Source organism: Cupriavidus sp. FW216-B1 (genome assembly GCF_058789195.1).
The window spans coordinates 130,519-156,886 of record NZ_JBYTEL010000005.1 but is presented as its reverse complement, the minus strand read 5'-3'; the positions used below and the strand labels follow the sequence as shown (position 1 = coordinate 156,886).

Here is a 26,368-nt window from a genome sequence, read left to right as displayed (position 1 = left end):
CTGCATCTGCCAGGACGCCGTCGCTGCGCTACTGCTTGTTGCTGCTTGTTTGCGCGCCGTCCATGTGACGAACTATAGAAGAGCCACCAAAGCCCGGGACCGTGCTTATCCGAATTTATCGTTCAGAATTTTTGAATATAAATTTGCGGGGGCAGGACACCGGGCGCGGCGTCAGTGCCCGGCATCGTCCTTGCCCGCCGGTTCCTTCTCCTTGTCGCCGCGCGGCGGGTAGAGCGGATGCCGCAAGGCCGCGTAGACCAGCACCACGGCGGCGATGGCGGTGATCCAGTCGAGCAGGTCTTTCATGGCGCGCCGCGCTTGCCGCCGGCGCGCGGCGCCGGGCGTACGAGGGCGAGCAGCGCGTGGCTGCCGTCCTGCGCGGCGGTCGGCGCGCGCCCCTTGCCCCAGCCCACCGCCGCGCGGTAGCTGCCGGCGTGGCGCGGCGGCTCCGCCGCGGCGTGGTCGGGCGGCTGGCAGGCATCGGCCAGCGGCGCCACGTAGAGCGCGTCCTCGGGGCAATACAGCTCGCACATGAAGCAGGTCTGGCAGTCCTGCTGCCGCGCGATCGCGGGGATCTTGCCGGGCACGATGGCGAACACGTTGGTCGGGCAGACCCGCACGCAGATATTGCAGCCCGTGCAGCGCGCGCCGTTGAGCAGCTCGATCATGCCGCAGCTCTCCATGCTGGCTTCGGGCCTTCCTGCCGCTCCTGCGGCGGCGCGTCGCGCACGGCCTCGCGCGCGGTCCACACTTCGTCGAGGCCGCCGCTGACGAGGCGGTAGCGCTGGCCCGCGTCGAGCCCCGGATGGTCGGTGCGCCGGTGCATGCCGCGCGTTTCCGTGCGTGCCAGCGCGCTGCGGTACATCCAGCGCGCGGTGGCCAGCATGGCGGTGGCTTCGCGCGCGCGCAGCGCCTGCGCGTCGTCGCGCGGTGGCGCGTAGCGGCTCCACGTGCGCCAGAGCGCGTCGAGGCGCGCGAGCGACGCGGTGAGCGTGCCGCCGTCGCGGAACCAGTTGCGCGCGTAGGGAAAGACTTCGGCCTGCACGGCGTCCACCAGCGCCTGGGGATCGGGCGCGGCCTGCGCGCCCTCGTCGGGGCTGCCGCCGGCGCCGCGCAGGTCTTCCGCGCCGTGCGTGCCCGCGCCTTGCGCGAAGGCCGCCGCGCCTTCGCCGGCCCACCAGCCGGACGACAGCGCCCAGGCCGCGTTGTGGCTGCCGCCGCCGGTGAAGCCGCCGCAGATCAGCTCGCGCGTGGCCGCGTCGCCGGCCGCGTACAGGCCGGGCACGCCGGTGGCGCACTGCGCGTCGGCGATGCGCAGGCCGCCGGTGCCGCGCACGGTGCCTTCCAGGCGCAGCGTGACCGGGAAGCGCTGCGTGAAGGGATCGATGCCGAGCCGGTCGAACGGCAGGAAGAAGTTGGGCTGCGCGCTGCGCATCCAGGCGCGCACGCGGGCGTCGGCGCGGTCCAGGCGCGCATGCACGGCCTGCGTCTGCAAGGCGCGCGCGATCACGCCGCGGCCATGCGCGGAGCCGGCGCCTTCCAGCACCTGGCCCTGCGCGTCGTAGAACGTGGCCCACTGGTAGAACAGCGACTTGGTGACGGAGGCGAACGCGGGGCCGAGCCCGTAGGCGTTGGAGAACTCCATGCCCGACAGCTCGGCGCCGGCCTCGGCGGCCATCAGGTGGCCTTCGCCGGTGAGCACGTTGCAGCCCAGCGCGCGGCTCAGGAACGCGCAGCCGCCGGTGGCGATCACCACCGCGCCGGCGCGCACGCGCCATTGCGCGGCCTGGCCGGCGCGCGGCTGGCGGCGCAGGCCGCGCGCGCCGCTCACCCGGCCGCCGTCGTCCACCAGCAGTTCCAGCGCGGGGCTGTGGTCGAGGATGCGCCCGCCCGCGGCCTTCACGCGCCGGCGCATCAGCCGCATGTATTCGGGCCCCTGCAGCGAGATGCGCTGGCTTTGCCCGTGCTCGTCCTGCGGGAACGGGTAGCCCCATTCGGCCAGCCGTTCCAGCCCGGCGTGGGTGCGGTCCAGCACGCGGTCCATCCAGGCCGGCTCCGCCAGCTCGCCGCCCAGCGTGTAGCGGCTGGCCCTGGCCGCCGCGCGCGCGGCCGGGTCGGGCGCGACGTGCCAGATCGCCGTGCCGGCCGCCGCGGTGGCGCCGGAAGCGCCGCAATAGCCCTTGTCGGCCAGCACCACGCGCGCGCCGCGCTCGGCCGCGGCCACGGCCGCCCAGGTGCCGGCGGGGCCGCCGCCGATGACCAGCACGTCGGTGTCCAGCCAATCGGCGTTCGGCGGGGCGGTGTCCAGCGGGGCGGGTGCGGCGCGCGGCTCGCGCGGGCGGGATGGCATGCGGCGGTCCTCCGGGGCGGTGGCATAGCGGATGTATCGGATGACAGTAGCCACGGCACGCCGCGCGCACAACGAAGGATTGGTGAAAACCTTATACGGTTGGCGGCGCGCTCAGTCGTCGCGCGTCAGCACCTCCAGCAGCGCGATCTCGAACACCAGGTTCGAATTCGGCTTGATGTGCTCGCCCACCTGCCGCTCGCCGTAGGCGAGGTGCGCGGGAACGGACAGCCGGCGCCTGCCGCCGGTCCGCATGCCCATCAGGCCGATGTCCCAGCCCTTGATGACGCGGCCGGTGCCGATCACGCACTGGAACGGCTTGCCGCGCTCGTGGGAGGAATCGAACATGGTGCCGTCCTCCAGGTAGCCGGTGTACTCGGTGGTGATGAGGGCGCCCTTGACGACCGCCTTGCCGGTGCCGGGTTCGATGTCTTCGATCTTCAGTTCGGTGCTCATTGCGTTGTCTGGTTGGGTTGCGCTTTGCGTGTCTGGCGTGTGGTGCGCGATGGTACCCGCTCAGTGGCCGGACGCGAACAGCAGCCACGCGCCGCAGGCCAGCAGCGCGGCGGTCCATACGCGGTCGAGGTTGAGCCAGCCGGTGCGCAGGAAGGCCACGCCGAGGCGGTCGTACACCAGCAGCGCCACGGTGCCGATGGCCAGCAGCATGGCCAGCGTGTGCAGGCCCAGCGCCAGCAGCGCCGGCACCAGCGCGCCGCCGCCGGGCGCCGCGGCGGCGCACAGCGGCAGCATCACCGGCACCAGCATCAGCCCGGCGCCGTGCGCGCCGGCCATCAGGAACGACCACAGCGCCAGCCCCGCCATGCCGGCCTGCATGCCCACGCGCGGGTGGCGGCGGTGGCCGCGCAGCGCGTGCCACGCGGCCCAGCCGATCAGCGCGGCGCCGCCGATGCGCGCCATCCACGCCGGGTCCAGCAGGCTGCCGAGCGTGAGCGCGGCGGCCAGCACCAGCGCGACCGCCAGCGCATGTCCCAGCGCGATCGGCAGCAGCGCCAGCAGCACCACCTTGCGCCGTCCGCGATGCAGCCCGAGCGCGACCGCGAACAGCCAGCCCATCGCCGGGTTGATGCCGTGGAACAGGCCCAGCGCGGCAATCGCCAGCCACGGCCACCAGAGCGGCCACAGCGCCGCCCATTGCGCGGCGAGATGGGTATCCGGCGCGGCTCCGGGCATGGCGCGCCGCTACGGGTAGCAGTACGAGTCGGACGAGCAGTCGCCACCCTGCAGCCGCACCTGGTGCGGCCGGTGGCCGGCCGGCCAGCGCAGGAAGAAGCGCGGGTCGAAGGCGATGCCGCCCTCGGGCGCGGCGTCGAGCTTGACCATCCAGCCGTCGATGCCTTCCGGGTAGAACTGCGCGTCCACCGCGCCGTACAGCGAGTTGGTGAAATAGACGCGGCGGCCGTCGCGGCTCACCTCCACCATCTGCGGGCCGCCGTTGAGCGCGGCGCCGCCCGCGCCCGGGTGCGTGGCGCGCGAGACGATGCCGCCGATGCGCACGCGCCCGGTCTGCTGCGGCGCGAACGGGTCGGAGACGTCGTATTGCAGCAGGTCGCCGGTGCCCCAGCACGAGACGTAGAGGAAGCGGTCGTCCATCGACAGATCGATGTCGCTCACCAGCGGCGGCACCGCCTTGAAGCCCTTGAGGATGGGCGGCAGCAGGTCCGGGTCGGCGGGTTCGGCCGGGATCTCGATGATCTTGCGCACGGCCCATTTGTCGCCGTCGCGGTACCAGGTCCAGATCGACGAGGACAGGTCCTTGAGGCTGATGACGCAGTTGACGAAGCCGTAGGCGCGGGTCGGGTCGTGCGCGGGGCGCAGCTCGAACACCAGCTGGTGCTCCTCGCCGAAGTCGATCTCCTGCAGGTGCCGGCGCTTGTTGAGGTCCCAGAAATGCAGGCGCCGGCCGTAGCGCGAGCCGAGCAGGATCTCGGGCACCAGGCCGTCCTCGAACATGTCCGGCGTGCCCCATTCGCTGGTCACCAGCGTGTCGTAGCCGAGATGCCACCAGCCGTCATAGGCGAACTGCTGCGGGCCGCGCTCCACTTCCCACTGGCCGAGCGGCTCGAAGCTTTCCTGGTCCAGCAGCATGATGCCGCCCGGCCCCTTGCCCGCGCCGTTGCCGAGCGCCGTGATGTAGATGCCGGCGGGGCCGCAGTGCACGGTGTGCGGGCGCGTGTAGCCGGTGCGCTCGGCCAGCTCGCCGGGCTCGATCACCTTGACGATGACGGGGTGCAGCGGATCGGGTTTGGTGTCGAGGATGTAGACGCGCGAGGAGCGCAGGCCCGGCACCACCAGGTAGCGCCGCTCCATGTGCGGGTGCGGCGCGTTCGGGCACAGGCAGGAGGAACAGGCGTTCCAGCCGAAGTGATGCAGCTCGTCGCCGGTGTGCGGCATGGCCACCCGGCCGACGATGGTGGCGTAGGCGGGCGAGGCCGGGTCCGTGTTCACCACGGCGATGCCGTCGGGCTGGCTGCGCGTGGGATCGAACATCGCCACGTAGGCGAGGGATTCGGGGGGTGCCTTCGCCGCCAGGCGCGGCGACGGGTAAAAGCTCGGATCGGGCTTCCAGGTTGCCATGATGTGCCTCCTTGTATGCCTTGTACGGCTCGCATGCCTTGCCCCACCGGCTATCGCGGCTTTGTACTATAGGACACATCGGCGGGATCGGCCGGCCCCCCGGCGGGGCGGCCCGGCACCGCTCAGAAGGCCGGGATCAGCGAGCCCTTGAACTCGGTCTCGATGAACCGGCGCACTTCCTCCGACTGGTAGGCCTTCACCAGCTTCTTGACCCACGGCTTGTCCTTGTCCTCGGCGCGCGTGGCGATCAGGTTGGCGTAGGGGCCGCGCGCGTCTTCCACCGCGATGGTGTCGCGCTGCAGCGAGAGGCCGGCGCGATAGGCATAGTCGTTGTTGATCGAGGCGGCGGCGAGGTCGTCGAGCGCGCGCGGCAGTTGCGCGGCGTCGAGCTCGATCAGCCTGAGCTTCTTCGGGTTCTCCACCACGTCGAGCGGGGTGGCGTTGACGCCGTTCTCGCCCACGCCGGGCCTGAGCTTGATGAGCCCGGCCTTCTGCAGCAGCAGCAGCGCGCGGTTGCCGTTGGACGGATCGTTCTGGATGCCGATGCGCGCGCCCTGCGGCAGTTGCGCGACCGACTTGTAGGCCCTGGAGTAGATGCCCAGCGGCGCGGTCAGCGTCAGGCCCACCGGCACGATCTTGTAGCCGCGCGCCTTGATCTGGCTGTCGAGGAAGGGCTTGTGCTGGAAGGCGTTGGCGTCGAGGTCGCCGGCGGCGAGCGCCTCGTTGGGCTGCAGGTAGTCGCTGAAGGTGATGACCTGGATGTCCAGGCCGTCGCGCGCGGCGACCTTGCGCACCACCTCGAAGGTCTGCTCGGCATTGCCGACCGAGACGCCGACCTTGATCTTCGTTTTTTCCTGCGCCTGCGCTTGTGCCTGCGTTTGTGCCTGCGCGGCGCCGGCGCCGAATGCCATCACCAGAGCCGCCAGCGCGGCCGCGTGCCATCGTTTCATGGTCCCGTTCCCAGGCTGTTGCGTGGCCGCCAAGTATAGGAACGGCACGACGCCGCGCGAACTGATGGTTTCGTCTTAGCTTAGAACGGGGCGGGGCAATAGCTTGTTCGGTTGTCGCGGGCGGCTCGCGCGGGATGCGTTTGGACACGTTGGGATGCGCGCGGCCAGGAAGCACCCGGCCGCCGCCGCTCACACCGTCACGCGCGCCGGCCCCGCCGTGGTCTCGCCGATCACGGCGGCATGCGCGAAGCCTTCGTCGCGGAACACGGCGAGCACGTCGTCCACCGCCGCCGGCGCGCATGCCACCAGCAGGCCGCCGCTGGTCTGCGGATCGGTCAGCAGGGCTTTCTGCGCCGGCGTGATGCCTGCCGCCAGCGCCACCTCGGCGCCGTAGCTGGCCCAGTTGCGCCCCGACGCGCCAGTGACCACGCCCGCGCCGGCCAGCGCCGCCACGCCGGGCAGCAGCGGGATGCGGTCCATCGCCAGCCGCGCGCCCACGCCGCTGCCGCGGCAGACTTCCAGCAGATGGCCGAGCAGGCCGAAGCCGGTCACGTCGGTGAGCGCGTGCACGCCCGCCAGGGCCGCCAGCCGTCGGCCCGGCGTGTTGAGCCGCGTGGTGCTGGCGATCATCTCGCGGTAGCCGTCGGCGTCCAGCTTGTCCTTCTTGATGGCGGCCGACATGATGCCCACGCCGAGCGGCTTGCCGAGGATCAGCACGTCGCCGGGCCGCGCGGCGCTGTTGCGCTTGACGTGGTCGGGGTGCACCAGCCCCATCACCACCAGCCCGTAGATCGGCTCGACCGAGTCGATGGTGTGGCCGCCCGCGACGGGAATGCCCGCCTGCGCGCAGACCGCCTCGCCGCCGGCCAGGATGGTGCCGATGACCTCCGGCGGCAGCTTGTCCACCGGCATGCCGACCAGCGCCAGCGCCATGATCGGCGTGCCGCCCATCGCGTAGACGTCGGAGATGGCGTTGGCCGCGGCGATGCGGCCGAAGTCGTAGGGGTCGTCCACCACCGGCATGAAGAAGTCCGTGGTGGCGACCAGCGCCTGGGTGTCGTTGAGCCTGTAGACGGCGGCGTCGTCGCTGGTCTCGATGCCGACCATCAGCGCGGGCGGCGCCGGGAAGCCGCGCGTGTTCCTGAGGATCTCGGAGAGCACGCCGGGCGCGATCTTGCAGCCGCAGCCGCCGCCGTGGGAAAAGGCCGTCAGCCTGATTGCGCCGGCGGCCGGCCGGTCGGCCATCGTGTTGTTTGCCGTCATGGGTCTCCCTATGCGATGCGGCGCGAGGCGATGCGGTAGCCGAACGCGGCGGGATCGACGCTGTCGAGCGTGCCGGCGACGGTCTCGCCGTTCGGGTACATCAGGAACGGCACCGGCGCCGCCTTGCTGCCCGGCAGCGCCACGTCGTGGCCGTGGTTGTAGGCCACCCAGTTCATCTCCCAGGCGCCGAACAGCATCGCGCGCGCCGAGCGCACCTTCCAGTGCGTCATCGGCAGCCCGCCGGGCACCTCCTCGAGCGCCACCTTGCGCACGTCGGCCGGGTCCACCGGCACCCAGCCGTAGCCGGCGTTGTAGAACTCGGCGCGGCAGTGCTGCGCCTTGGAGATGTCGCCGGCCTTGCCCATCGCCTTGAAGCCGTATGCGGAATTGTCCACGCGCACGCCGTAGGCATCGCGCGCCGGAATGCCCGAGGCGCGCGCCAGCGCCACGAACAGCGCGTTGATGTCCGCGCACTTGCCGCCCATGATGCCGCCCGCGCGCAGCATGGCCGCCACGTCGCCCACGCCGCAGCCGCGCACGCTGGCCTCGCGGCAAGTATGGTCGACCACCCATTCGTAGAGCGCGCGGGCGCGCGTCATGTCGTCCGGCGCGCCGGCGGTGATCTGCTGCGCGGTGGCCTTGACGATGCCGTCGGTCGGCAGCAGTTGCGTGGGCCGCAGGTATTCGCGCAGGGTCTCGGCCGATTCGCGCGGCCCGCGCGACGACGGCGGCTGGCCGAGATCCGCCTTGCGGTCGCGCAGCGCCACCACGTTGGTCAGCGTGGCATGCAGCGGCTGGCCTTCGGCGGCGGCGGGCCAGTTCAGCGCCAGCATGCGCACGTCGTAGCCGGGCGCGCGGGCGTCTTCCGCGCGTGCGCCGGGCGCGGCCCAGGTGGTGGACAGCGTGCGCTGGTAGTCGCCGATCCGCCCGGCGGTGATCGGCACCCACACGCTGGCCGGCGCGGCCGTGGGCGGCAGCGTCACCTCCGTGGTGACTTCATAGACACGCCAGCCCTCGGCGGCCGGCAACGCCTCGGCGCCTGGCGCGCCGGCGCGGGCCAGTCCGGGAATCCCGGCTGCGCCCGCCAGCACGGGCGCGGCGGCGCCCGCTTTCAGGAAAGAACGACGGTCCATTTGCATTCCTCCGGTTCGGTGGCCTGGGCGGCGCGCGGCAGTCGCGGTAGTCGCGGCGGTTCGCCTGACCAATGCATAGTAGGCCGCCGGGGCGGAAGGGGGGAGCAAAAAAGTGCCGGGCAGGGGGCTGGGAGCGGCGGGAGGGTGCGGGAGGACCGATGGGCGAAACATCGGTCGGCGGGCTGGCCGGCTAGCCGATGCTACGGGCCGATGACATTGACGGCCTGTTCCAGGCGGGCAGCGGCATCGAGCACCGCATCGAATGCCGGCGCGTTGCCAAAGACCATGCCCGCCATCGCCGCGTAGTCCCTCGCCAGCGCATCGCGCATGGCTCCTGCCGGGACCAGGGTGAACGCGCCGGGCCGCGCGGCGTCGAGTCCCAGGTCCGCGCTGCCGAAGAAGAGTCTTGCGTGTCGCGCGCAGTCCAGGGCAAGCAGGCCATCGCCGGTCCAGCCTTGCGCCGTGGCAATCTGCAAGAGCTGGTGCAGGTCGTAGTAATGGCGGGAAACCCGCTGGCCGCCATGCCGGAGTTCGGCGCGGCGGTCGTGCCATTGCCGCAGTCCGTGCACGATGATGATCTTGTCCCAGAACGTGCGTTTCGCTTCTACGGTGGTGATGTCCGGCACGGTCAGGTCCAGCCCCGGCACGTCGCCGGCAACGTAGGGCGTGACACTGGCGGGGACGTGCGGATCGAGGGCCGACTTGGCTCCCGACTCGATCTTGACGGCCGAGCGGACGTAGCCTCCCGCCTCCTGCGTGACGGCGGGGTACCAGAAAAGCAGGCTCTGGCGATCCGCATCGCCCGGGTCCGGCTCGAGCAGGAAACGCCCTTCGCCGATTGCCGCGAGAGCGCACGCGCTTATCCGAGTTCTCAGGGCGCCGGCGACATAGGCCTGGCAGGCTTCCTTGATCGCGTTGAGCCGCTCGCGGCGCTTCTTCCCGCTCAGCGCATCAAGTTCGGCGGCGCTCGCCTGCTGGCCAAGATCGTCGCGAAAGACCGTGACGTCGATGTCTTCCGAAAAGCGGGTAATCAGGCCGAATGCCTTGGACAGGGAAGTGCCGCCCTTGAACAGCAATCGCGGCCCGCCGTCGGGCAGCCGGTTGAACAGTACGTCCAGGGTCCAGCACACCCAGAAATCCTTCTCGACGTTCTGCACGGCCGTGCCCAGGCGCGTGGCGGTGCGCAGGAACAGGTCGCGCCGGTCGGCATCGGAAGCCGCGAGGATTTGCCGGTAGGCCTGGTTCAACCTTTTACCCCGGCATGTCCGCGGCGGCGGCGGCCGGCGCCGGCGCCGGTGTCGGCCTGCGGTGCGCGGGCGGGGCGTCCGCGTGGAGCAGATCCCGCGTGATGTCCTGCATCCAGGCCGGCATCATCGACAGCCCGCCCGCAAGATCCTCGCGGATCGCATCGCCGTTCGCCGAGCCGGCGAGGACATCCCGCAACCGGCCGAGGATGTGGGCGCGGTCGGATGCCAGCATGTCCTTCAGCCAGTAAAGGGCCTGCACCACGCGCATGGCGGGGCGGCCTGCCCAGTACAGGCGGCTTGGCGCGGTGTGCTTGAACTGGATATCCAGGTTGCCGAGCCGCACGCCACGGCGCCGGGCATCCGTATGGACGACGACGCGGGCGGGAACGGCATCGGTCAGCCCCAGGTCGTTCGCCGCCGTCAGGCCGTCCACCAGCATCCGCAACTGGTCCCGCCGCGCGATTGCCGCTATCACGGCGCGATAGTCCGGCGTGGTGGGACTGTCCGTCAGCTGGTTCATCGAGGGCCGGTCGTAGAGGCCTCGTTCGATTCGCCGCAGTTCTCCTGCCGCGACCATGCGCTGCAATACCTTGTCGATCGCATCCCGGTTTCCGAGATCGGCGAAATCGGACGGCACCCAAACCTGGCTGCATGCGGCGGCATCGATCAATGCGGAGATTCTGGACTTGAGGGCGGACATGTGGGGCTCCTTGTCCGATATTTGTATATTTTTTCCAGACAACTGGCAAGCCATCTGTCCGTAAAAAAGTATCAAATTTCGGACAACATTGAGCGGATCATGGTGCACTTTGTCGTGACCGACTGAAGAACGGAGACTGGCGCCGGCAACAGTTGCCGCGAATGACCAGTTCCTTCTTCCGAGCACGAAAGGTCGGACCGCGTTCGCCGTCTCGAAAGGCCGCAAATGAGGTCTCTTGAGATTCCGATCAGAAGAAGATTCAGGCTGCCCGCCTGATCTGCCCGAAGCGGTGCGGGCTCTGCAGCCACGCCCTCGTCCGCATACCCCCTCTTGCCTCACTCGCCAAGCGCCGGAATGCTCCCCTCCTGCACCAGGATGCGCGGCGACCCCATCTCGCCCGTTTCCTCGTCCACCAGCACTTCGTAGGCGGCGACGCCGGCGAAGCTGGACGCCATTGCGCTGGCGATGCGGATGGCGCCGACCTCGCTGGAGGCCTGGCGGATCTCGCCGGGCTGGAGCGAGTCGCCTTTGCCCTGACGGTATGGCACGACGATGTACTTGATGGCGCGGGTATCGGACATGACGGCGACTCTCCGGATGGTGGCTGCGTTAATCAGGTAATGCAGCGGTTTGGATACTGTACGAATATACAGTGTATGGGCCATCCTGGGCCGAGTGCATATAGTTGAGTTTACTGTATGGATATACAGTAATCGGATCGGGGCCTCGTCCCCGCGCCGGGGCAGGGATTCGCTGACGATCTGGAGGGCGAGGCGTGGCGCGTGGCGGACGATCTCCGGCCGGAGGCCGGGCATCATTTCGCCAGTCTGGCGCAGCCGGGCGCCATCCAATCTCGAAAACCCGCGGGAAAGGCAAGAAAGCGCGCCCTGTGCAAATCCTTGCCTGTTGCCGTGTCCGGCAAGAAACCGGAAAACCTCGTGGCGGAAAGCAGCAGGAGTCGAACCTACCTGGGAACGGCTGACGCCCCCAACCGGGTTTGAAGCCCGGCCGCATCACCGGATACGCATGCCTTCCTTCGCGGACTACATGGACTTGCGGGTGCTACAGGACTGCACGGACTGCACGGACTACACGCGGCCGGCACCGGCCTGCCACGCATTGCCGGGCCGCAGCACGCGGCCGTTGCCGACGCGCCGAGTGTAGCCGACGCGGTCGAAGAACTCCAGAATCTGGATGGCGCGCTTGCGGCCCAGCGCGGTGGCGTCGCGAAAGCGCACCGCGTCGGCGCTGCCATGTTGCGCGATCAGCGTGGCGACCAGCGCGGCCAGTTCGCGCACGCGGCCGTCGTCGTAGAACAGGTCGGGCACGATCTGGTGCAGCGTGCCCTGGCGCGCCATCCGGCGCAATAGCTGGCGCATCCTGTCTTCCGGCACGTTGCGGGCCGCGGCGAGTTCGCGCACCCAGGGCGGGTCGTAGCCGCCGGCCGCCAGCATCGGCGCGATGCGCTGCGCCAGCGCGAGGTCTTCGTCCGACAGCGTGACGGCGTGCGACGGCAGTTGCAGCCACGCGCCGTTGCGGCGCAGGGCGCCTTGTCCGACCAGCGTGTCGAGCAGCGCGCCCCAGGCCGCGTCCGGCAGCGCCGGCGCGCCGGCGAGGGCCGCGCGGCGCAGGGCGCCGGCGTCGAGGCCGGGTTCGTCGGGCAGGCGCGCGTGGAACGCGGCCAGCGTGTCGAGCACGGTGCGCTGCAGCGCCTGCCAGTGCGCGGCGAGGATGACGCAGGCATCGGCATGTCCCGCCGCGGGCACGGTCAGCGCGTCGGCCGGCAGCCGCCAGCCGGCCGGGCCGCTGCCGGTCAGGCAGGCCAGGCGCGCGGTGGCGATGCCGTGGGTGGCCTGCGCCAGCAGCGGCGCCAGCCCGGCGCCTTCGGTCATTTCCCGCAGCGCCCGCAGCCACGCCAGGCGCCGCGCGGTGCGGCGGCGTCGCTCGGGCGCGAACGGGTCGAGCACGGTGCCGCCGCCCACGGTCTGGCTGGCCTGCGCGTTGCGCACGATGAAGCGGTCGCCGGGCAGCGCGCAGACCGGCGCGGCGAACACCAGCTGGGCCAGCGCGGTGCCGCCCGGTTCCAGCGCTTCGGTGTCGAGCAGCACGGCGTTGGCCAACTGGTGCGTGGTGCCGAGGTGGACGTGCAGCGGCGTCCAGTGCGCGAGCCGCAGGTCCGCCTGCGGCAGCAGGGCGAGCGAGACGTCGATGCGGACCGAGGGCGCGACCAGCGCGGGATCGGCTATCCAGTCGCCGCGGTTGACCGCGTCCTTGTCGATGCCGGCCAGGTTGAGCGCGCAGCGCTGCCCGGCGCGGCCGGTGTCGGCGGGGCGCTGCTGCGCGTGGATGCTGCGCACACGCGCCGGCTTGCCGGACGGCGCGACCTGCATGGTGTCGCCAACGCGGACCTGGCCGCCGAGGACCGTGCCGGTGACGACCGTGCCGTGGCCGGGCAGCGTGAACACGCGGTCCACCGCCAGCCGGAACAGGCCGTCCGCGCCGCGCGGCGGCACCTGCTGCGCGGCTTCGTGCAGCCAGGCGCGCAGCGCGGCCACGCCGGCGTCGCCGGCGCGCGTGGCGTCGAGCGCGAACACCGGCGCGCCGGCGAACGGCGTGCCGGCCAGCAGCGCCGCGATCTCGCCGCGCACCGCGTCGAGGCGCGCGGCGCCGGCGCGGTCGGCCTTGGTCAGCGCCACCGCGGCGCGCGCGATGCCGAGCCGCTCGACGATGGCCACGTGCTCGCGCGTCTGCGGCATCACGCCGTCGTCGGCGGCGACCACCAGCAGCGCCAGGTCGATGCCGCTGGCGCCGGCGGCCATCGTGTGGATCAGGCGCTCGTGGCCGGGCACGTCGACATAACCGAGCACGTCGCCGTTGGGCAGCGGCGTGTAGGCATAACCGAGCGCGATGGAGATGCCGCGCGCCTTCTCTTCCTTGAGGCGGTCGGTGTCGACGCCGGTCAGCGCATGCACCAGGGTGGTCTTGCCGTGGTCGATGTGCCCGGCGGTGCCGACGATCATGGGCGCAGCGCCTGCCACTGGGCGGTGAAGGCGGCCTCGTCGGCCTGTTCCAGGCAGCGCAGGTCCAGCCACAGAGTCTGGTCGGCGACGCGGCCGATGACGGGGCGGGGCAGCGCGCGCAGCGCCGCTTCGAGCCGCTGCAGCTGGCGCCCGGCGCCGGCGCGGCGCCCGCCTGCCGCCGTGATGGCCAGGCCGTGGCTCGGCAACTGGCTGCCCGGCTGCGCGCCGCTGCCGACCTGGCTGAACATCGGCGCGTCCGCGACGAGGTAGGCGTCGCCGAGCGCCGGCTGCAGCAGCGGGCGCAGGCGCAGCGCCTGCGCGTGCAGGTCCGGCGCCGCGCGCGTGAGCAGGCGCAGCGTGGGCAGGCTGTCGGCCAGCAGCTCGGGCGCGCGGTAGAGTCGCAGCACGGGCTCGAGCGCGGCCAGCGTCAGCTTGCCCACGCGCAGCGCGCGCTTGAGCGGATTCTTCTTGATCTTGCGGATCAGCTCGGCGCGCCCGACGATCAGCCCGGCCTGCGGCCCGCCGAGCAGCTTGTCGCCGCTGAAGGTCACGAGGCTGGCGCCGGCCTCGATGGTCTCGCGCACCGTGGTCTCGGGCGGCAGGCCCCAGCGCGTGAGGTCCACCAGCGTGCCGCTGCCGAGGTCCACCACCACCGGCAGGCCGTGCGGCGCGGCTAGCGCCGCCACCTCGGCCACCTCCACGCTGCGCGTGAAGCCGGTCACCTGGTAGTTGCTGCAATGGACCTTCATCAGCAGCGCGGTGCGCGGGCCGATGGCGTCGGCGTAGTCGTGCGGATGGGTGCGGTTGGTGGTGCCCACCTCGACCAGCCGCGCGCCGGCGCGCTGCATGATGTCGGGGATGCGGAAGGCGCCGCCGATCTCGACCAGCTCGCCGCGCGAGACCACCACCTCGCGCCGCTGCGCCAGCGCGTTGAGCATCAGCAGCACGGCCGCGGCGTTGTTGTTGACCACGGTCGCGGCCTCGGCGCCGGTGAGCTCGCACAGCAGGTCCTCGACGAGGTCGTCGCGGTCGCCGCGCGCGCCGCTGGCGAGGTCGAATTCCAGGTTGGCCGGCGCGGTCAGCGCGCGCGCCACCGCCTGCACCGCGCTGTCGGGCAGCAGGGCGCGGCCGAGGTTGGTATGCAGCACGGTGCCGGTGAGGTTGAACACCGCGCGCAGGCGCGGCTCGGCGGCGCGTGCCAGCGCCGCGCCCAGCGCGTCGGCCAGCGCCCGGGGCGCCACCGCGCCGGCCGCCAGCCGCCCGGCGAGCGCCTGCGCGCGGCAGCCGTCGAGCAGGCCGCGCAGCGTGGCCGTGACCTGGGTGCGGCCGTGGCTGGCCAGCAGCGGCTGCAGCTCGGGCGCGTTGAGCAGGCGGTCGAGCGAGGGAATGTCCGCCGGCCCGGCGAGGGCGGGCGCGGTGGGCATGGCGGGGATGGCGGGCGTGCCGTCGTCGAGCGCGCTCAAGACTGCGCTCCCTGCCACAGCAGCGGGTTGCCGCTGGCGCGCGCGTAGCCGGCCTCGCCCATCAGCACGTCCAGCGCCAGCGTGGCGAGGTCGTCGGCGACGGGCTCGACCTCCATGTCCTTTTCCATGTAGCAGATCTTGCGGTAGGTATGGCAGTGCTCGCAGGACTCGGCCTTGACCGCGTGCAGGCCGTCGCTTTTTTCCGTGGCCTCGCGCCGGGCCGTCTCGTTCTCGGCGACGTGGTAGGCGATGCCCTCGGTGGATTCGCAATGGCTGCACTTGATGCGCACCATGTGCCATTCGGTGGCGCACAGCGCGCAATGGAGATAGCGCAGGCCCTGGTAGCGCCCGCCGATGCGCACGATGCTGGCCACCGGCAGCGTGCCGCATGCCGGGCACACGGTGTGCACGTCGAGCGCCGGCACGTCGGCCTCGGCGAGCTGGCTGGCCCGGCTGGTCCAGCCGACCTGGAGCGCGGCCATCAGGAACGGCGCGATGGCGGGGTCGGCTTCGTCGTCGCGCCCGCCCAGCAGGGCCTGTGCCTGGGCGGCCAGCGCATGCGGCGGTAGCGCGGCCAGCCGCGCGAGCGCCGCGGTGGCCGCCGCCGGCAGGCCGGGCGCGACCTGCAAGGCGGCCAGCAGCGCCACCAGCGCGGCGTGCCACGCGCCGTCGCCGTGGCCGCCGGCGGCGGCCAGCGGCGGCATGCGGTGCTCGCGCGCCAGCGCGATGGCGTGCGCGTCGGGCGGCGGCACGTCCAGGCTGGCGGCGGCCGCTTCCTGGGCCTCGGCCACGGTGGCCATCAGGGCGAGATAGGCGCCGATCGGATTGCCGCCGGCAAGCTGGCGCAGGCGCCGCGCGCGCGCGGCGAAGATGCCGGCGCGCGGCGGCAGGCGCAGGCGCGCCAGCGCGACGTGGTCGAGCGACTCGATTTCGTGGGGTTGGAGAATGCGCTGCACCATGATCGTCCCGGTTCCGTGGAACGGCATCCCGGCGGGGACGCCGCAGGCGCCGCCGGTGCGGGCGGCAGCCTGCGTCCGGCGCTGTTTGTGGCGCTACTTGTTGCCTTGCCTGAAGACTTCCCGGAACCACGCGCGGTGGTGCTTCCAGGCCCATCCGTAAGTCACCGTGCCGCGCGTCATGGCCGCGACCGAGCCCTTGACCCACAACGCCGCATAGATGTGGACAATGATGCCGCAAATCAGCGCGAAGGCGCAAATGGCGTGCACCACCGCCGAGACGCGGATGACCTCGATGGGGAAATACGCGGAGAAGTAGACGCGCCAGATCACGATGCCTGACAGCAGCAGCAACGGCATGCACAGCACCATCAGGAAGAACAGCAGCTTCTGGCCGGCGTTGTAGCGCCCGACCTCGGGCAGCGCTTCCTCGTGGTTGGCGAGCACGTCGCCGGCGTGGCGCAGCCACACGCGGTCGTTGGCGTTGAGCATGTTGTGGCGCCAGAAGCGCAGCACCAGCAGCACGAACGAGACGAACATCAGCACGCCCAGGAACGGGTGCAGGATGCGCGTCCAGGTGCCGCCGCCGAGCACGTTGCTCAGCCAGAACATCGACGGGTGGAACAGCGCCAGCCCAGACAGCGCCAGCAGGACGAAGCTGATGGCGACGATCCAGTGGTTGGTGCGCTCGCCGGCGGTGTAGCGCAGGATCAGGCCGGGCCTGTCAGCGGGTTTCATGGCGTCCCTCCTCGTCGGCCGCGCGCGGCTCGCGGGCCAGTTCCGCGCGCGCGGCTTCCTCGTCTTCCTCGCTGGTCTCGTTGGGGCCGACGCGGATGTAGTGGAAGAAGCCCGCCAGCGCGGTGACGGCGATGCCGGCCACCGCGAGCGGCTTGGCCAGGCCCTTCCACAGGCCCACCAGCGGGCTGATGCGCGGCGTGTCGGGCAGGCCGTGGTAGAGCGAAGGCTGGTCGGCGTGGTGCAGCACGTACATCACGTGCGTGCCGCCCACGCCGGCCGGGTCGTACAGGCCGGCCTTGTCGAAGCCGCGCGATTTGAGGTCGACGATGCGCTCCTCGGCATGCTGCTTCATGTCTTCCTTGGTGCCGAAGACGATGGCGCCGGTCGGGCAGGTCTTCACGCAGGCGGGTTCCTGGCCCACCCCGACGCGGTCCGAGCACAGCGTGCACTTGTAGGCCTTGTGGTCCTGCTTCGAGATGCGCGGAATGTTGAACGGGCAGCCGGTGATGCAGTAGCCGCAGCCGATGCAGTTCTCTTCCTGGAAGTCGACGATGCCGTTGGTGTACTGCACGATGGCGCCCGGCGAGGGGCAGGCCTTGAGGCAGCCGGGATCGTCGCAGTGCATGCAGCCGTCCTTGCGGATCAGCCATTCGAGGTTGCCGTTGGGGTTCTCGTATTCGGAGAAGCGCATCACGGTCCAGGAATGGTCGCTCAGGTCGGCCGGGTTGTCGTAGACGCCCACGTTGTGGCCGATTTCGTCGCGCAGGTCGTTCCATTCCATGCACGCCGCCTGGCAGGCCTTGCAGCCGATGCACTTGGTGGTGTCGATCAGCTTGGCCACGGTGCCGGTCGCCGGCGCGCGCACCTGCGTCGACGGCGTGGTGGTGGCCGAGCGCCGGCGGATGTCGAGAGACTGCAGTGCCATGACGTTCCCCTGTGCCCCTTATGTCCTCTATGTTCCCGCGTCTTCGCTAGGCCTTCTCGACCTTCACCAGGAAGGACTTGAACTCCGGCGTCTGCGTATTGCCGTCGCCCACCGACGGGGTCAGCGTGTTGGTGATGAAGCCCGGCCGCGCCAGCCCGGTGAAGCCCCAGTGGATCGGGATGCCCACCGTGTGCAGCGTCTTGCCGTCCACCTGCAGCGCCCTGAGCCGCTTGGTGACCACCGCCACCGCCTTGATGAAGCCGCGGTTGGACGACACCTTGACGCGGTCGCCCGCGACGATGCCGAGCTCCTTCGCCAGCGCCTCGCCGATCTCCACGAACTGCTCGGGCTGGAGGATGGCGTTGATGCGCGCGTGCTTGGTCCAGCCGTGGAAATGCTCGGTGAGCCGGTAGGTGGTGGCGATGTGCGGGAACTGCGCGACCTTGCCCATCGCCGCGAGGTCGTCCTTGAACACGCGCGCGGCCGGGTTGCTGGTGGCCTGCGGCTGCTTGTCGTTGAGCGGGTTGTAGCCCAGCGGCGTCTCGAACGGCTCGTAGTGTTCCGGGAACGGCCCCTCGGCCATGCCGGCGCGGGCGAAGAAGCGCGCCACGCCTTCCGGGTTCATGATGAACGGCCCCATGCCGCCGGCCGGGTCCTCGTCGGCCTTGAAGTCCGCCACGTCGGCGCCGCCCCACGCGGTGCCGTTCCAGCCGATCAGCTTGCGCGCCGGGTTGAACGGCTTGCCGGCCGGATCGCACGAGGCGCGGTTGTACAGCACGCGGCGGTTGGCCGGCCACGCCCAGGCCCAGTTCAGGGTCTGGCCGATGCCGGTGGGGTCCGTATTGTCGCGCCGCGCCATCTGGTTGCCGGCGCTGGTCCAGGCGCCGCAGAAGATCCAGCAGCCGCTGGCGGTGCTGCCGTCGTCGCGCAGCTCGGCGAAGCCGCTCAACTGCTCGCCCGCGCGCCGCGTCACCTTGGCGGGGTCCTTGGGATCCTTGAGCTCGGCGATGGCGCGGCCGGAGTATTCGCGGGCCAGTTCTTCCGGGTTCGGGCTGTACGGGTCCGCGTAGGGCCAGGTCAGGTTGAGGATCGGGTCGGGGAACTTGCCGCCGTCGGCCTGGTACATCTTGCGCATGCGCAGGAACAGCCCGGCCATGATCTCCAGGTCGCTGCGCGCCTCGCCCGGCGGCTCGGCGCCTTTCCAGTGCCATTGCAGCCAGCGCCCGGAGTTGACCAGCGCGCCGTTTTCCTCGGCGAAGCAGGTGGTGGGCAGGCGGAACACCTCGGTCTGGATCCGCGCGGGGTCGACGTCGTTCATCTCGCCGGCGTGGCGCCAGAACTCGGAGGTCTCGGTGGCCAGCGGGTCCATCACGATCAGGAACTTGAGCCTGGCCAGCCCGGCCGCGAGCTTGGCCTTGTTGGGCGCGGCCACCAGCGGGTTGAAGCCCTGCGCGATGTAGCCGTTCATCTTGCCCTGGTTCATCAGCTCGACCACCTGCAGCAGGTCGTACAGCTTGTCGAGCTTGGGCAGGTAGTCGTAGGCCCAGTGGTTGTCCGCGGTGGCGGCGTCGCCCCACCACGCCTTCATCAGGCTGACGTGGAACTTGGGGTAGTTCTGCCAGTAGCTGAGCTGGTTGGGCCGCAGCGGCTTGAGCGCGCGCGCGGCGATGTACTTGTCGTAGTCCTGCTCGGGCTCGCTCGGCAGCGTCATGTAGCCGGGCAACTGGTTGGACAGCAGCCCCAGGTCGGTCAGGCCCTGGATGTTGGAGTGGCCGCGCAGCGCGTTCATGCCGCCGCCGGACACGCCGATGTTGCCCAGCAGCAGCTGCACCATCGCGCCGGTGCGGATGATCTGCGAGCCGATCGAGTGCTGCGTCCAGCCCAGCGCGTACATGATGGTCATGGCGCGCGTGGGCGTGGCGGTGGACGCCATCATCTCGCATACGGCGAGGAACTTGTCCTTTGGCGTGCCGCACACGCGCTCCACCATCTCGGGCGTGTAGCGCGCGTAGTGCTGCTTGAGCAGGTTGAAGACGCAGCGCGGGTGCGCCAGCGTGGGATCGGTCCTGACGAAGCCGTCGTCGCCGCGCTCGTAGTCCCAGGTGGTCTTGTCGTAGCTGCGCTTGCCGGCGTCATAGCCGGAGAAGATGCCCTGGTCGAAGGCGAAGTCCTCGCGCACGATGAAGGTGAAGTCCGTGTAGTGCTTCACGTACTCGTGCTGGATCTTGTCGTTGGCCAGCAGGTAGCGGATCACGCCGCCCAGGAACACGATGTCGCTGCCCGTGCGGATCGGCACGTACAGGTCCGCCACCGAGGCCGAGCGCGTGAAGCGCGGGTCCACCACGATCAGCCGGGCCTTGTTGTGCGCCTTGGCCTCCGTCACCCACTTGAAGCCGCACGGGTGCGCCTCGGCCGCGTTGCCGCCCATCACCAGCACCACATCCGCGTTCTTGATGTCGACCCAATGGTTCGTCATCGCACCGCGGCCAAACGTCGGGGCAAGACCTGCCACCGTCGGGCCGTGTCAGACGCGCGCCTGGTTGTCGAAGCCCAGCATCCCCATGCTGCGGATGGTCTTCTGCGTGAGGTAGCCCACCTCGTTGCTGCTGGCCGAGGCCGCCAGCATGCCGGTGGTCAGCCAGCGGTTGACCGTCTTGCCGTCGGCGGTCTTGTCGACGAAGTTGGCGTCGCGGTCTTCCTTGAGGCGCTTGGCGATGCGGTCCAGCGCATCGTCCCACGACAGCCGCACCCACTTGTCCGAGCCGGGCGCGCGGTATTCCGGGTATTTCAGCCGGCTGGGGCTGTGGATGAAGTCGATCAGCCCGGCGCCCTTCGGGCACAGCGTGCCGCGATTGACCGGATGATCGGCGTCGCCCTCGATGTGGATCACGCTGGCGGTGGCGTTCTTGGCGCCGTCCCCCAGGCTGTACATCAGCAGGCCGCAGGCCACGGAGCAATACGGGCAGGTGTTGCGCGTCTCGGTGGCGCGGGCCAGCTTGTAGGCCCGCACCTCCGCCAGCGCCTCGCCCGGCGAGAATCCCATCAAGGCCAGGCTGGAGCCCGCCAGGGATGCGCCGGTTATCTTCAGAAACTGGCGCCTGTTCATCGTAACCATGAGAACTCTCCTGGACATGGCGACAACGGTGGGGTTTTTGCGTCTTGTTCCAGAGAGTATAGGCAGGGAAATGCACAAGCGGGAGCCTCGATTTCCCCATTGCGTTGCGCGCGTGACATTCTTGATGTCGGCAAGGGGGCATACGCCGCCGGGAAGCAGGGCGCGCCGTGGGCGCCGCCGGCCATCGGCCTGCGCTATGGGGCGTATCTGGAGGCCGGCGGGACGAGCGGGCGGGGCGGGCGATGCGGGCCCTCTTCGAGCACGCGATCCGGCCTCAGGCGGCCGCCGGCGCGTCCAGGCCGGCTCCGGCATCCAGGGGATACACCGGCCGCGCCAGGCGCCGGAACGGGAACTGCGCGTAGCGCGAACTCGTGACGCCGCCGCCGTCGCACTCGACCACCGCGCGGGCGATGGGCACGAACACCGGCCGGCAATACATGCGCGATTTCAGCAACAGGAAGCGCTGTGCGCGGGGATCCACGCCGATATGGGTGAAGATGCCGATATCCCAGTGTTCCTGCGGGGTTTCGGTTACCAGTACCTGCGCCGCGCCGATGTCGAGCAGCACGGTGCGGCCCATGCGGACGCGCAGGCCGTTGTACGTGGGGCCGCCGATCACGTATTCGCCGTCGCTGACGGCAGTCACGCGGCCGCTCAGCGGCAGTGGCTCGGGATGGAGGCCGAGTTGGGCGAGCGGCACCTTGTTGCCCACCGGCAGCGCCACGCTGGCGCCCACGCCGGCGTCGACCAGCGCGGCCACTGCCTGCGGATCGCACACCGGGCCCGCCGCGATGCCGGACAGCCCCTGGCGCAACGCTTCCCGCAGTACCGCCATATCGTCGCAGGTACCGCCGGACATGCAATTGTCGCCGTGGTCCAGCAGCAACACCGGGCCAGTGCCGTCCGTTGCCGCCAGTCGGGCGGCGCGCGCGATGGAATCCGGCAGCGGCTCGGATGCATAGACGAAACCGGCACGCTCATCCCAGATCTGCGCCGCGAGCTGGTCGGCCGCCGCCTGGGCCGCCCCGACATCGCCGTCGCCCACCACCAGCATGCTCAGGCAGGGTGCCGCGATGTCGGCCAGGCCGAAACCGGCCAGCACCGACACGGCCAGCATGCCATCGGCCTCCGCTTGCCGGGCCGCCGCCACCGCGCGCCGCATGGCCCCTTCGCCGGTGTTGCTGCGCAGCGTGTGGGTCACCATCGGCAAGCGTCGCCACGCCAGCGCCGGCCGGATTTCCCGCCGCAGCATGCGCAACAGCAGGCGGCCCGCATGTTCGCCGGTTTCGTACATGTCCACATGCGGGTAGGTTTTGAAGCTGACGGCGATGTCGGCGTGGGCCACCATGGTCGGCGTGATGTTGCCGTGCAGGTCCAGCGCGATGGCGATTGGCGCATTCGGCAATACCTTGCGCAGGCGTGCCAGCAGTTCGCCCTCGCCGTCGTCGCTGTTCTCTGCCACCATGGCGCCGTGCAGGTCCAGCATCGCCGCGTCGCAGCCGGGCGCGGCGGCGAGAATGGCATCGCACAAGGCATCGTAGGCGGCGGCCGCGACGCGGCCACTCGGGTTGGCGCTGGCGGCCACCGGCACCACCAGCGCCGCGCCGGCTGCCTCCGCCAGATCGATGAAGGCACCGATGGCAGTGCGCGTGCCCTTGCTGGCCCGGTAGGCGTCTTCGCCGTAGCGGGGCTGGAAGGACGACAACGGCGTCGGCACCGGAGAGAACGTGTTGGTTTCGTGGTTCAGCCGTGCGATCAGGATCTTCATGGATGGTTCCAGGGCGGCAGGTTTCGGGGCAGGCCTCAGGGCTGGCTTCAGGGCAGGTTCGCGGCTTCGAGCATGACTTGCAACAGGACGTTGCAGCCGGCTTCCAGGTGTTCAGGCCTGGCGTCTTCGATCTCGTTGTGGCTGATGCCGTCCTTGCAGGGCACGAAGATCATGGCGGCGGGGGCCACGCACGCGAGATGGACGGCGTCGTGTCCGGCGCCGCTGATGACGTCCATCTCGGACAGGCCCAGCCGCCGTGCGGCGGCCCGCACGGATGCCACCATCCGCGCGTCGAATGGCTGTGGCGTGTTCGATCTCGATGCGCACGCCGGTGCGCGTCGCCACTTGTGCCGCGCCTTCGCGCAAGGCGTGGTCCATCCCGGACAGCGCGGCATCGGTGTCCGAGCGCATATCCACCGTCATGGCGACGCGGCCGGGGATGACGTTGCGGGAATTGGGGGCACCTCCATGTGGCCCACCGTGGCGCGTCCATGCGGCTGCAGTGTCATCGCGATGCGGTTGACCATGCCCACCAATTCGGCGCCCGCCAGCATGGCGTCCCGGCGCATGGCCATCGGCGTAGGGCTGGCATGCGCCTCCATGCCCGTGACGACCACGTCGTACCAGCGCTGCCCCAAGGCGCCGTTGTTGCGCCCGGCCCTGCGCGCGAACAGGTTGCCCACGGTATCGACGCGTACTTCGCAGCCGATGGCTCTAGCCTGCGCCACGAAAAAATGGCGGCCGCGGCGATCCTGCTCCGTCAGCGCCAGCCGGCATACGCCGCCCTTTGGCGTGGCGCCGATCGCGGCGAGTCGCATCAGTGACGCCCACAGGCGCACGCCGTCGATGCGAAGGCTCGCCAGGGCGGGATCATGCTGTGTCGACATAATGCATCCTCCTGCTGCCTGGGCTGGTGGACGAAGGGCTGCGCATGCGGCTCATGCCGTTCATGTCGCGACACCCACGCCAAGGTAGCGGTCCTTGACCGCCTCGTCGTCTCTGAACGCGGCGTCGCCGCCACTGTATACTGTCACCCCCTGCTCCAGGATGAAATGCCGGTCCGCCAGTTGCATGCAGACCTCAAGATTCTGCTCCACCAGCAGGATCGTACGCCGGCCGCCTTGATCGCCTTGAGTTGTGCCACGATCTCCTCGACGATGACAGGCGCAAGACCTTCCACGGGCTCGTCCAGCATCAGCAGCCGTGGATGGTTCATCAGCGCGCGTCCGATGGCGAGCATTTGCTGTTCGCCGCCCGACAATTGCGCCCCGCCGTTGTGGCGCCGCTCCCGCAAGCGCGGGAAGATGCGGTAAATGTCATTCAGTTGCCAGGGAGATTCCCGGCGGACGCCGAGCCTGAGATTCTCTTCCACGGTCAGCGGGTGGAAGATGCCGCGGTGCTCGGGTACCAGGCAAAGGCCACTCGCGGCGATCTGGTGGGGCACGATGCCGGCGATGTCAAGAGCACGATCCGGGAGGCGCTCAAATCGCTGGAGGTGCAGGGCCCGATCAGTGTCAGCACGGGACCGTCTGGCGGTGGCACCATCGTCGAAGTGCAGATGGACCGCACCTTTCAACTGATGCAGAACTACCTGTTCTTCAAGGACATCGGCATTGCCGACATCTATACCGTGCGCAAGCTGTTGGAGCCCGAACTCGCCGCCGGCGCGGTGCGGCACCTGACGGACGAGGATTTCATCGCGCTGGAGCGCACAATCGACCAGTGTGACCCGGCTTCCGCGGCCGCGATCGACCCGCTGAATCAGCGTCAGGAAGATCTCAGCTTCGACGACATCCTGGCGGCGGCCAATCCCAACCCGATGCTGCGGTTCTGCTGCGAACTGATCAACGAGATGATCCGGCACCTGGTGGTGTTCGATAATGACACGCCGACGTGCGAGCACGAGCGCTTCGGCGCGGCCAACGTCAGGTTCCACAAGAAGATCCTGAGCGCGGCGCGAGACCGCGACGTGGAGAAAGTACGGACGCTGATGTTGTCGCACATGGAGGAATGCACGCGTTATGTCACGCGCATGAACGGCAAGATCAATGGGCGGCTGGTGCTCGATTCGGAGATGCCGCGGCGGGCCCGCGGTGTGCGCGGGTCCGGGCGCGCCTGACATCTCCGACATTGCCGTGAGACTGGTCCGTGACGGCGGATCGGCCCCATCTTCAGTGCCACCCATGCCACCAGCGGACCGCTACGGTGGTGAACGATGTAAGCGGTCGACCGCACTTCGCGCACGATCAACCGAATCTCCAATAGCATCGGCGGCGCCTATGCCAGTGGTTTTACTGCGACGCGGGCTTTCAGGGGCGGCATGACCTGAAGTGCACTTGTCCATGCCTTCGACTCTGTGGCTGCGGCATTGGCCGTCGACTACACGGCGTGATCGGATCTTGGCAAGGGCAATCCGGCTTCACCTGATCCATCCTCCGGTTCACTGGCTTGGCGGCGGCGTCTTTTTCTCCAGTGCGTTGTCAGTAACGCTTCCTGGCGCCGACTGAGCAATGCAGAGACAGGCGATCTCGTCCCTTTTTCTTGGTATCGAGAGATGTAATAAATTGCGACATATGAGTTTGGTTGGGGGTATTCTTAAAAATGGTTTTCACCAAATCGATGAATTAAGTATCTCTAAATTCTGATCTTTAGTCATCGACTGTCAAATTGGGAAACGACTGATATCACTGTGACCAAGATGTCGGTATGCTACTTCGATGTGCATGATCGGATTGTGCCTCAGTGTGTTTGGGTGCGCTATTCCAGAGCTTATCATTGATCCAAAAAACACTAGACTCGATAGTCAATCTTCGAAATAAACTACCCGCATGCTGATGTCATGAGCAAATTTTCCAAAGGAAAACTCACTGTCTTTGTTCTATTTGGATTGCTGCTGATTTTGGGGATTTTCTGCCTGAGGTGGATGTACGCATGGGCGCAACTCAGTCAAGGGCAAGGAAATCCCTTGTTCCCGCCTGAAATGAACGCGGCGCGTGACACGCGGACGGAGTTCGTAATTGGTGATTTGGGTGGCGTGCCGGTGAGGATTCCACATTATTTTGCCAACTACGTGGAGTACGATGGCGACCCCGGTTTTGGGGAAAAGCGTAGAGGACCGGTACCGCTACGCACCTATCAATCTCGGCTGGCGAGCTTTGGCTTCAAGGTGCGCTTTCCGGACATGGCTGGACTTTCCAGTTCTGAGTTGTGGAGAGACTTGGAGAAGTACAGTGATCCATATTGGAAAGGTTACTACGACTCAATTTCGCCTTGGATCGATGTTGGTGTAAGTAGCGGTTGGATATATCCAGGTGGAGATTTTCTGGAAAGTACGGTTAATGCCACGCTGAATTTTAACGCCGAAAGAGATGGATATCCGAATTTAGCCTATAGGAATTATGAGGGCCTGCCAAGGGTGGAGTATGGACTGATGATGTATGCACCACCAGGTATTGATCCGGTAACTGGAAAACCATATCGCGAAGATGATTATGCAAAGGATCTGTTTGTCCATCGCGGTAGGGATGGGAAGGTCGATACTTATATTGAATGTGCAAACCGGAATTTGCCAAATATGAAGCGTACGACCTGCGATCAGTATATTAGTCTTGAGCCGGCCATGCATGCAAAAGTTTATATCCAGTATCCGCGCTACTGGTTACCCCAATGGCAGAAAATACAGCGAAATGTGAGCGATCTTGTCCAGAGTTTCAAGATCGAAGTAGTGTTGAGGGGACCTGCTTCGGCAGCCGCCCAGCCGAGTACACCGTGACCTCTCCATTTTCTGTTGTTTCTCGTCATCAACTAAAAAATAAGGAGAAATTCTCATGCCAGCGACCCTGTCACTAGTGCAATTGAGCCGCTACGAATCCCGGATCAGGAGTGGCGGAATTCCCGAAGTCATAAAGGTATATAGCGAGCTCTATGATCAAGGCTACAATTATGCGGGATGGGCTAGGGGTGTAGCGATTGGCAATACGGTTACAGGCGTATCAGCCTTGGACTTTCTCTCCAGTACGGCACTATTGGGTATCGGCATAGATGCTTGTAGAAATCTTTCAACTGCCCAGATCGATACAATTCGCGTCGGTATGGCTATCGGCTATGTTACGACCTTGACTAGTATTGCGAAGGGAGCGGGTGGTATC

General features: G+C 68.7%; 23 protein-coding genes, 1 tRNA gene and 1 pseudogene. 2 read left to right on the top strand and 23 right to left on the bottom strand.

Annotation, left to right across the window (positions count from 1 at the left end; all coding sequences use genetic code 11):
- Positions 1-171 precede the first annotated feature (171 nt).
- From AC3WXD_RS13810 to AC3WXD_RS13700, 23 genes and pseudogenes are all read right to left on the bottom strand, one after another.
- Positions 172-306 carry a hypothetical protein gene (locus AC3WXD_RS13810; RefSeq protein ID WP_020204012.1) on the bottom strand — a complete coding sequence of 45 codons (135 nt, stop codon included), beginning with the start codon at positions 304-306 and terminating at the stop codon, positions 172-174.
- On the bottom strand, positions 303-668 hold the full coding sequence (locus AC3WXD_RS13805) for a 4Fe-4S dicluster domain-containing protein (protein ID WP_492323956.1): 366 nt from the start codon (positions 666-668) through the stop codon (positions 303-305). Before AC3WXD_RS13805 ends, AC3WXD_RS13810 begins: the two co-directional genes overlap by 4 nt.
- Positions 665-2,350, bottom strand: coding sequence for an FAD-dependent oxidoreductase (locus tag AC3WXD_RS13800; RefSeq protein ID WP_492323955.1), 1,686 nt, complete (start codon positions 2,348-2,350; stop codon positions 665-667). Before AC3WXD_RS13800 ends, AC3WXD_RS13805 begins: the two co-directional genes overlap by 4 nt.
- Positions 2,351-2,461: 111 nt before the next feature.
- Complete coding sequence (locus AC3WXD_RS13795; protein ID WP_020204009.1) at positions 2,462-2,803, bottom strand: FKBP-type peptidyl-prolyl cis-trans isomerase; 342 nt, start codon at positions 2,801-2,803, stop codon at positions 2,462-2,464.
- A gap of 60 nt (positions 2,804-2,863) precedes the next feature.
- Entirely contained in the window at positions 2,864-3,538 is a 675-nt protein-coding gene (locus AC3WXD_RS13790) for a hypothetical protein (protein ID WP_020204008.1), read from the bottom strand.
- 9 nt (positions 3,539-3,547) lie between these two features.
- Complete coding sequence (locus tag AC3WXD_RS13785) at positions 3,548-4,942, bottom strand: selenium-binding protein SBP56-related protein (protein ID WP_492323954.1); 1,395 nt, start codon at positions 4,940-4,942, stop codon at positions 3,548-3,550.
- A gap of 122 nt (positions 4,943-5,064) precedes the next feature.
- Entirely contained in the window at positions 5,065-5,853 is a 789-nt protein-coding gene (locus AC3WXD_RS13780; protein WP_082080105.1) for a MetQ/NlpA family ABC transporter substrate-binding protein, read from the bottom strand.
- Between the two features lie 228 nt (positions 5,854-6,081).
- Positions 6,082-7,137 (bottom strand): selenide, water dikinase SelD, encoded by a 1,056-nt coding sequence (gene selD, locus AC3WXD_RS13775; protein WP_492324018.1) that lies wholly within the window; start codon positions 7,135-7,137, stop codon positions 6,082-6,084.
- A gap of 26 nt (positions 7,138-7,163) precedes the next feature.
- The gene (locus tag AC3WXD_RS13770) at positions 7,164-8,288 is read right to left on the bottom strand and encodes a transglutaminase-like domain-containing protein (RefSeq protein ID WP_492323953.1); all 1,125 of its coding nucleotides are present in this window, start codon (positions 8,286-8,288) and stop codon (positions 7,164-7,166) included.
- 200 nt (positions 8,289-8,488) lie between these two features.
- Positions 8,489-9,535: a nucleotidyl transferase AbiEii/AbiGii toxin family protein gene (locus AC3WXD_RS13765; protein ID WP_492323952.1), complete on the bottom strand. Its 1,047-nt coding sequence runs from the start codon at positions 9,533-9,535 to the stop codon at positions 8,489-8,491.
- A 4-nt stretch (positions 9,536-9,539) separates the two neighbouring features.
- Positions 9,540-10,235 (bottom strand): DUF6088 family protein, encoded by a 696-nt coding sequence (locus AC3WXD_RS13760; RefSeq protein WP_492323951.1) that lies wholly within the window; start codon positions 10,233-10,235, stop codon positions 9,540-9,542.
- A 335-nt stretch (positions 10,236-10,570) separates the two neighbouring features.
- Positions 10,571-10,816, bottom strand: coding sequence for a hypothetical protein (locus tag AC3WXD_RS13755; protein WP_020204001.1), 246 nt, complete (start codon positions 10,814-10,816; stop codon positions 10,571-10,573).
- Positions 10,817-11,174: 358 nt separating this feature from the next.
- Positions 11,175-11,270: transfer RNA gene (locus AC3WXD_RS13750), tRNA-Sec, on the bottom strand.
- 53 nt (positions 11,271-11,323) lie between these two features.
- A complete protein-coding gene (selB, locus tag AC3WXD_RS13745) occupies positions 11,324-13,255 on the bottom strand; it encodes a selenocysteine-specific translation elongation factor (protein ID WP_454732763.1) in 1,932 nt (643 codons plus the stop codon).
- Positions 13,252-14,679, bottom strand: coding sequence for an L-seryl-tRNA(Sec) selenium transferase (gene selA, locus AC3WXD_RS13740; RefSeq protein ID WP_492324017.1), 1,428 nt, complete (start codon positions 14,677-14,679; stop codon positions 13,252-13,254). The genes selB and selA overlap by 4 nt, the downstream gene beginning before the upstream one ends.
- 35 nt (positions 14,680-14,714) lie before the next feature.
- Positions 14,715-15,677: a formate dehydrogenase accessory protein FdhE gene (fdhE, locus tag AC3WXD_RS13735; RefSeq protein WP_492323950.1), complete on the bottom strand. Its 963-nt coding sequence runs from the start codon at positions 15,675-15,677 to the stop codon at positions 14,715-14,717.
- A gap of 93 nt (positions 15,678-15,770) precedes the next feature.
- Positions 15,771-16,412 carry a formate dehydrogenase subunit gamma gene (locus AC3WXD_RS13730; protein WP_020203092.1) on the bottom strand — a complete coding sequence of 214 codons (642 nt, stop codon included), beginning with the start codon at positions 16,410-16,412 and terminating at the stop codon, positions 15,771-15,773.
- Positions 16,399-17,337 (bottom strand): formate dehydrogenase subunit beta, encoded by a 939-nt coding sequence (gene fdxH, locus AC3WXD_RS13725; protein WP_020203093.1) that lies wholly within the window; start codon positions 17,335-17,337, stop codon positions 16,399-16,401. Before fdxH ends, AC3WXD_RS13730 begins: the two co-directional genes overlap by 14 nt.
- A gap of 46 nt (positions 17,338-17,383) precedes the next feature.
- Positions 17,384-20,452: a formate dehydrogenase-N subunit alpha gene (fdnG, locus tag AC3WXD_RS13720; RefSeq protein ID WP_492323949.1), complete on the bottom strand. Its 3,069-nt coding sequence runs from the start codon at positions 20,450-20,452 to the stop codon at positions 17,384-17,386.
- A gap of 274 nt (positions 20,453-20,726) precedes the next feature.
- On the bottom strand, positions 20,727-22,220 hold the full coding sequence (locus AC3WXD_RS13715) for a M81 family metallopeptidase (protein WP_492323948.1): 1,494 nt from the start codon (positions 22,218-22,220) through the stop codon (positions 20,727-20,729).
- A 47-nt stretch (positions 22,221-22,267) separates the two neighbouring features.
- A pseudogene (locus AC3WXD_RS13710) lies at positions 22,268-23,107 on the bottom strand (M20/M25/M40 family metallo-hydrolase).
- Between the two features lie 60 nt (positions 23,108-23,167).
- The gene (locus tag AC3WXD_RS13705) at positions 23,168-23,317 is read right to left on the bottom strand and encodes a hypothetical protein (RefSeq protein ID WP_492324021.1); all 150 of its coding nucleotides are present in this window, start codon (positions 23,315-23,317) and stop codon (positions 23,168-23,170) included.
- Positions 23,251-23,592, bottom strand: coding sequence for an ATP-binding cassette domain-containing protein (locus AC3WXD_RS13700; RefSeq protein ID WP_492323947.1), 342 nt, complete (start codon positions 23,590-23,592; stop codon positions 23,251-23,253). The genes AC3WXD_RS13705 and AC3WXD_RS13700 overlap by 67 nt, the downstream gene beginning before the upstream one ends.
- Between AC3WXD_RS13700 and AC3WXD_RS13695 the strand changes: the two genes are divergently transcribed.
- Both AC3WXD_RS13695 and AC3WXD_RS13690 read left to right on the top strand, forming a co-directional pair.
- Positions 23,497-24,339 (top strand): FadR/GntR family transcriptional regulator, encoded by an 843-nt coding sequence (locus AC3WXD_RS13695; protein WP_492323946.1) that lies wholly within the window; start codon positions 23,497-23,499, stop codon positions 24,337-24,339. The two genes, AC3WXD_RS13700 and AC3WXD_RS13695, sit on opposite strands and share 96 nt — an antisense overlap.
- A gap of 720 nt (positions 24,340-25,059) precedes the next feature.
- Positions 25,060-25,992, top strand: coding sequence for a hypothetical protein (locus tag AC3WXD_RS13690; protein ID WP_155888071.1), 933 nt, complete (start codon positions 25,060-25,062; stop codon positions 25,990-25,992).
- The last annotated feature ends 376 nt before the right edge of the window (positions 25,993-26,368 follow it).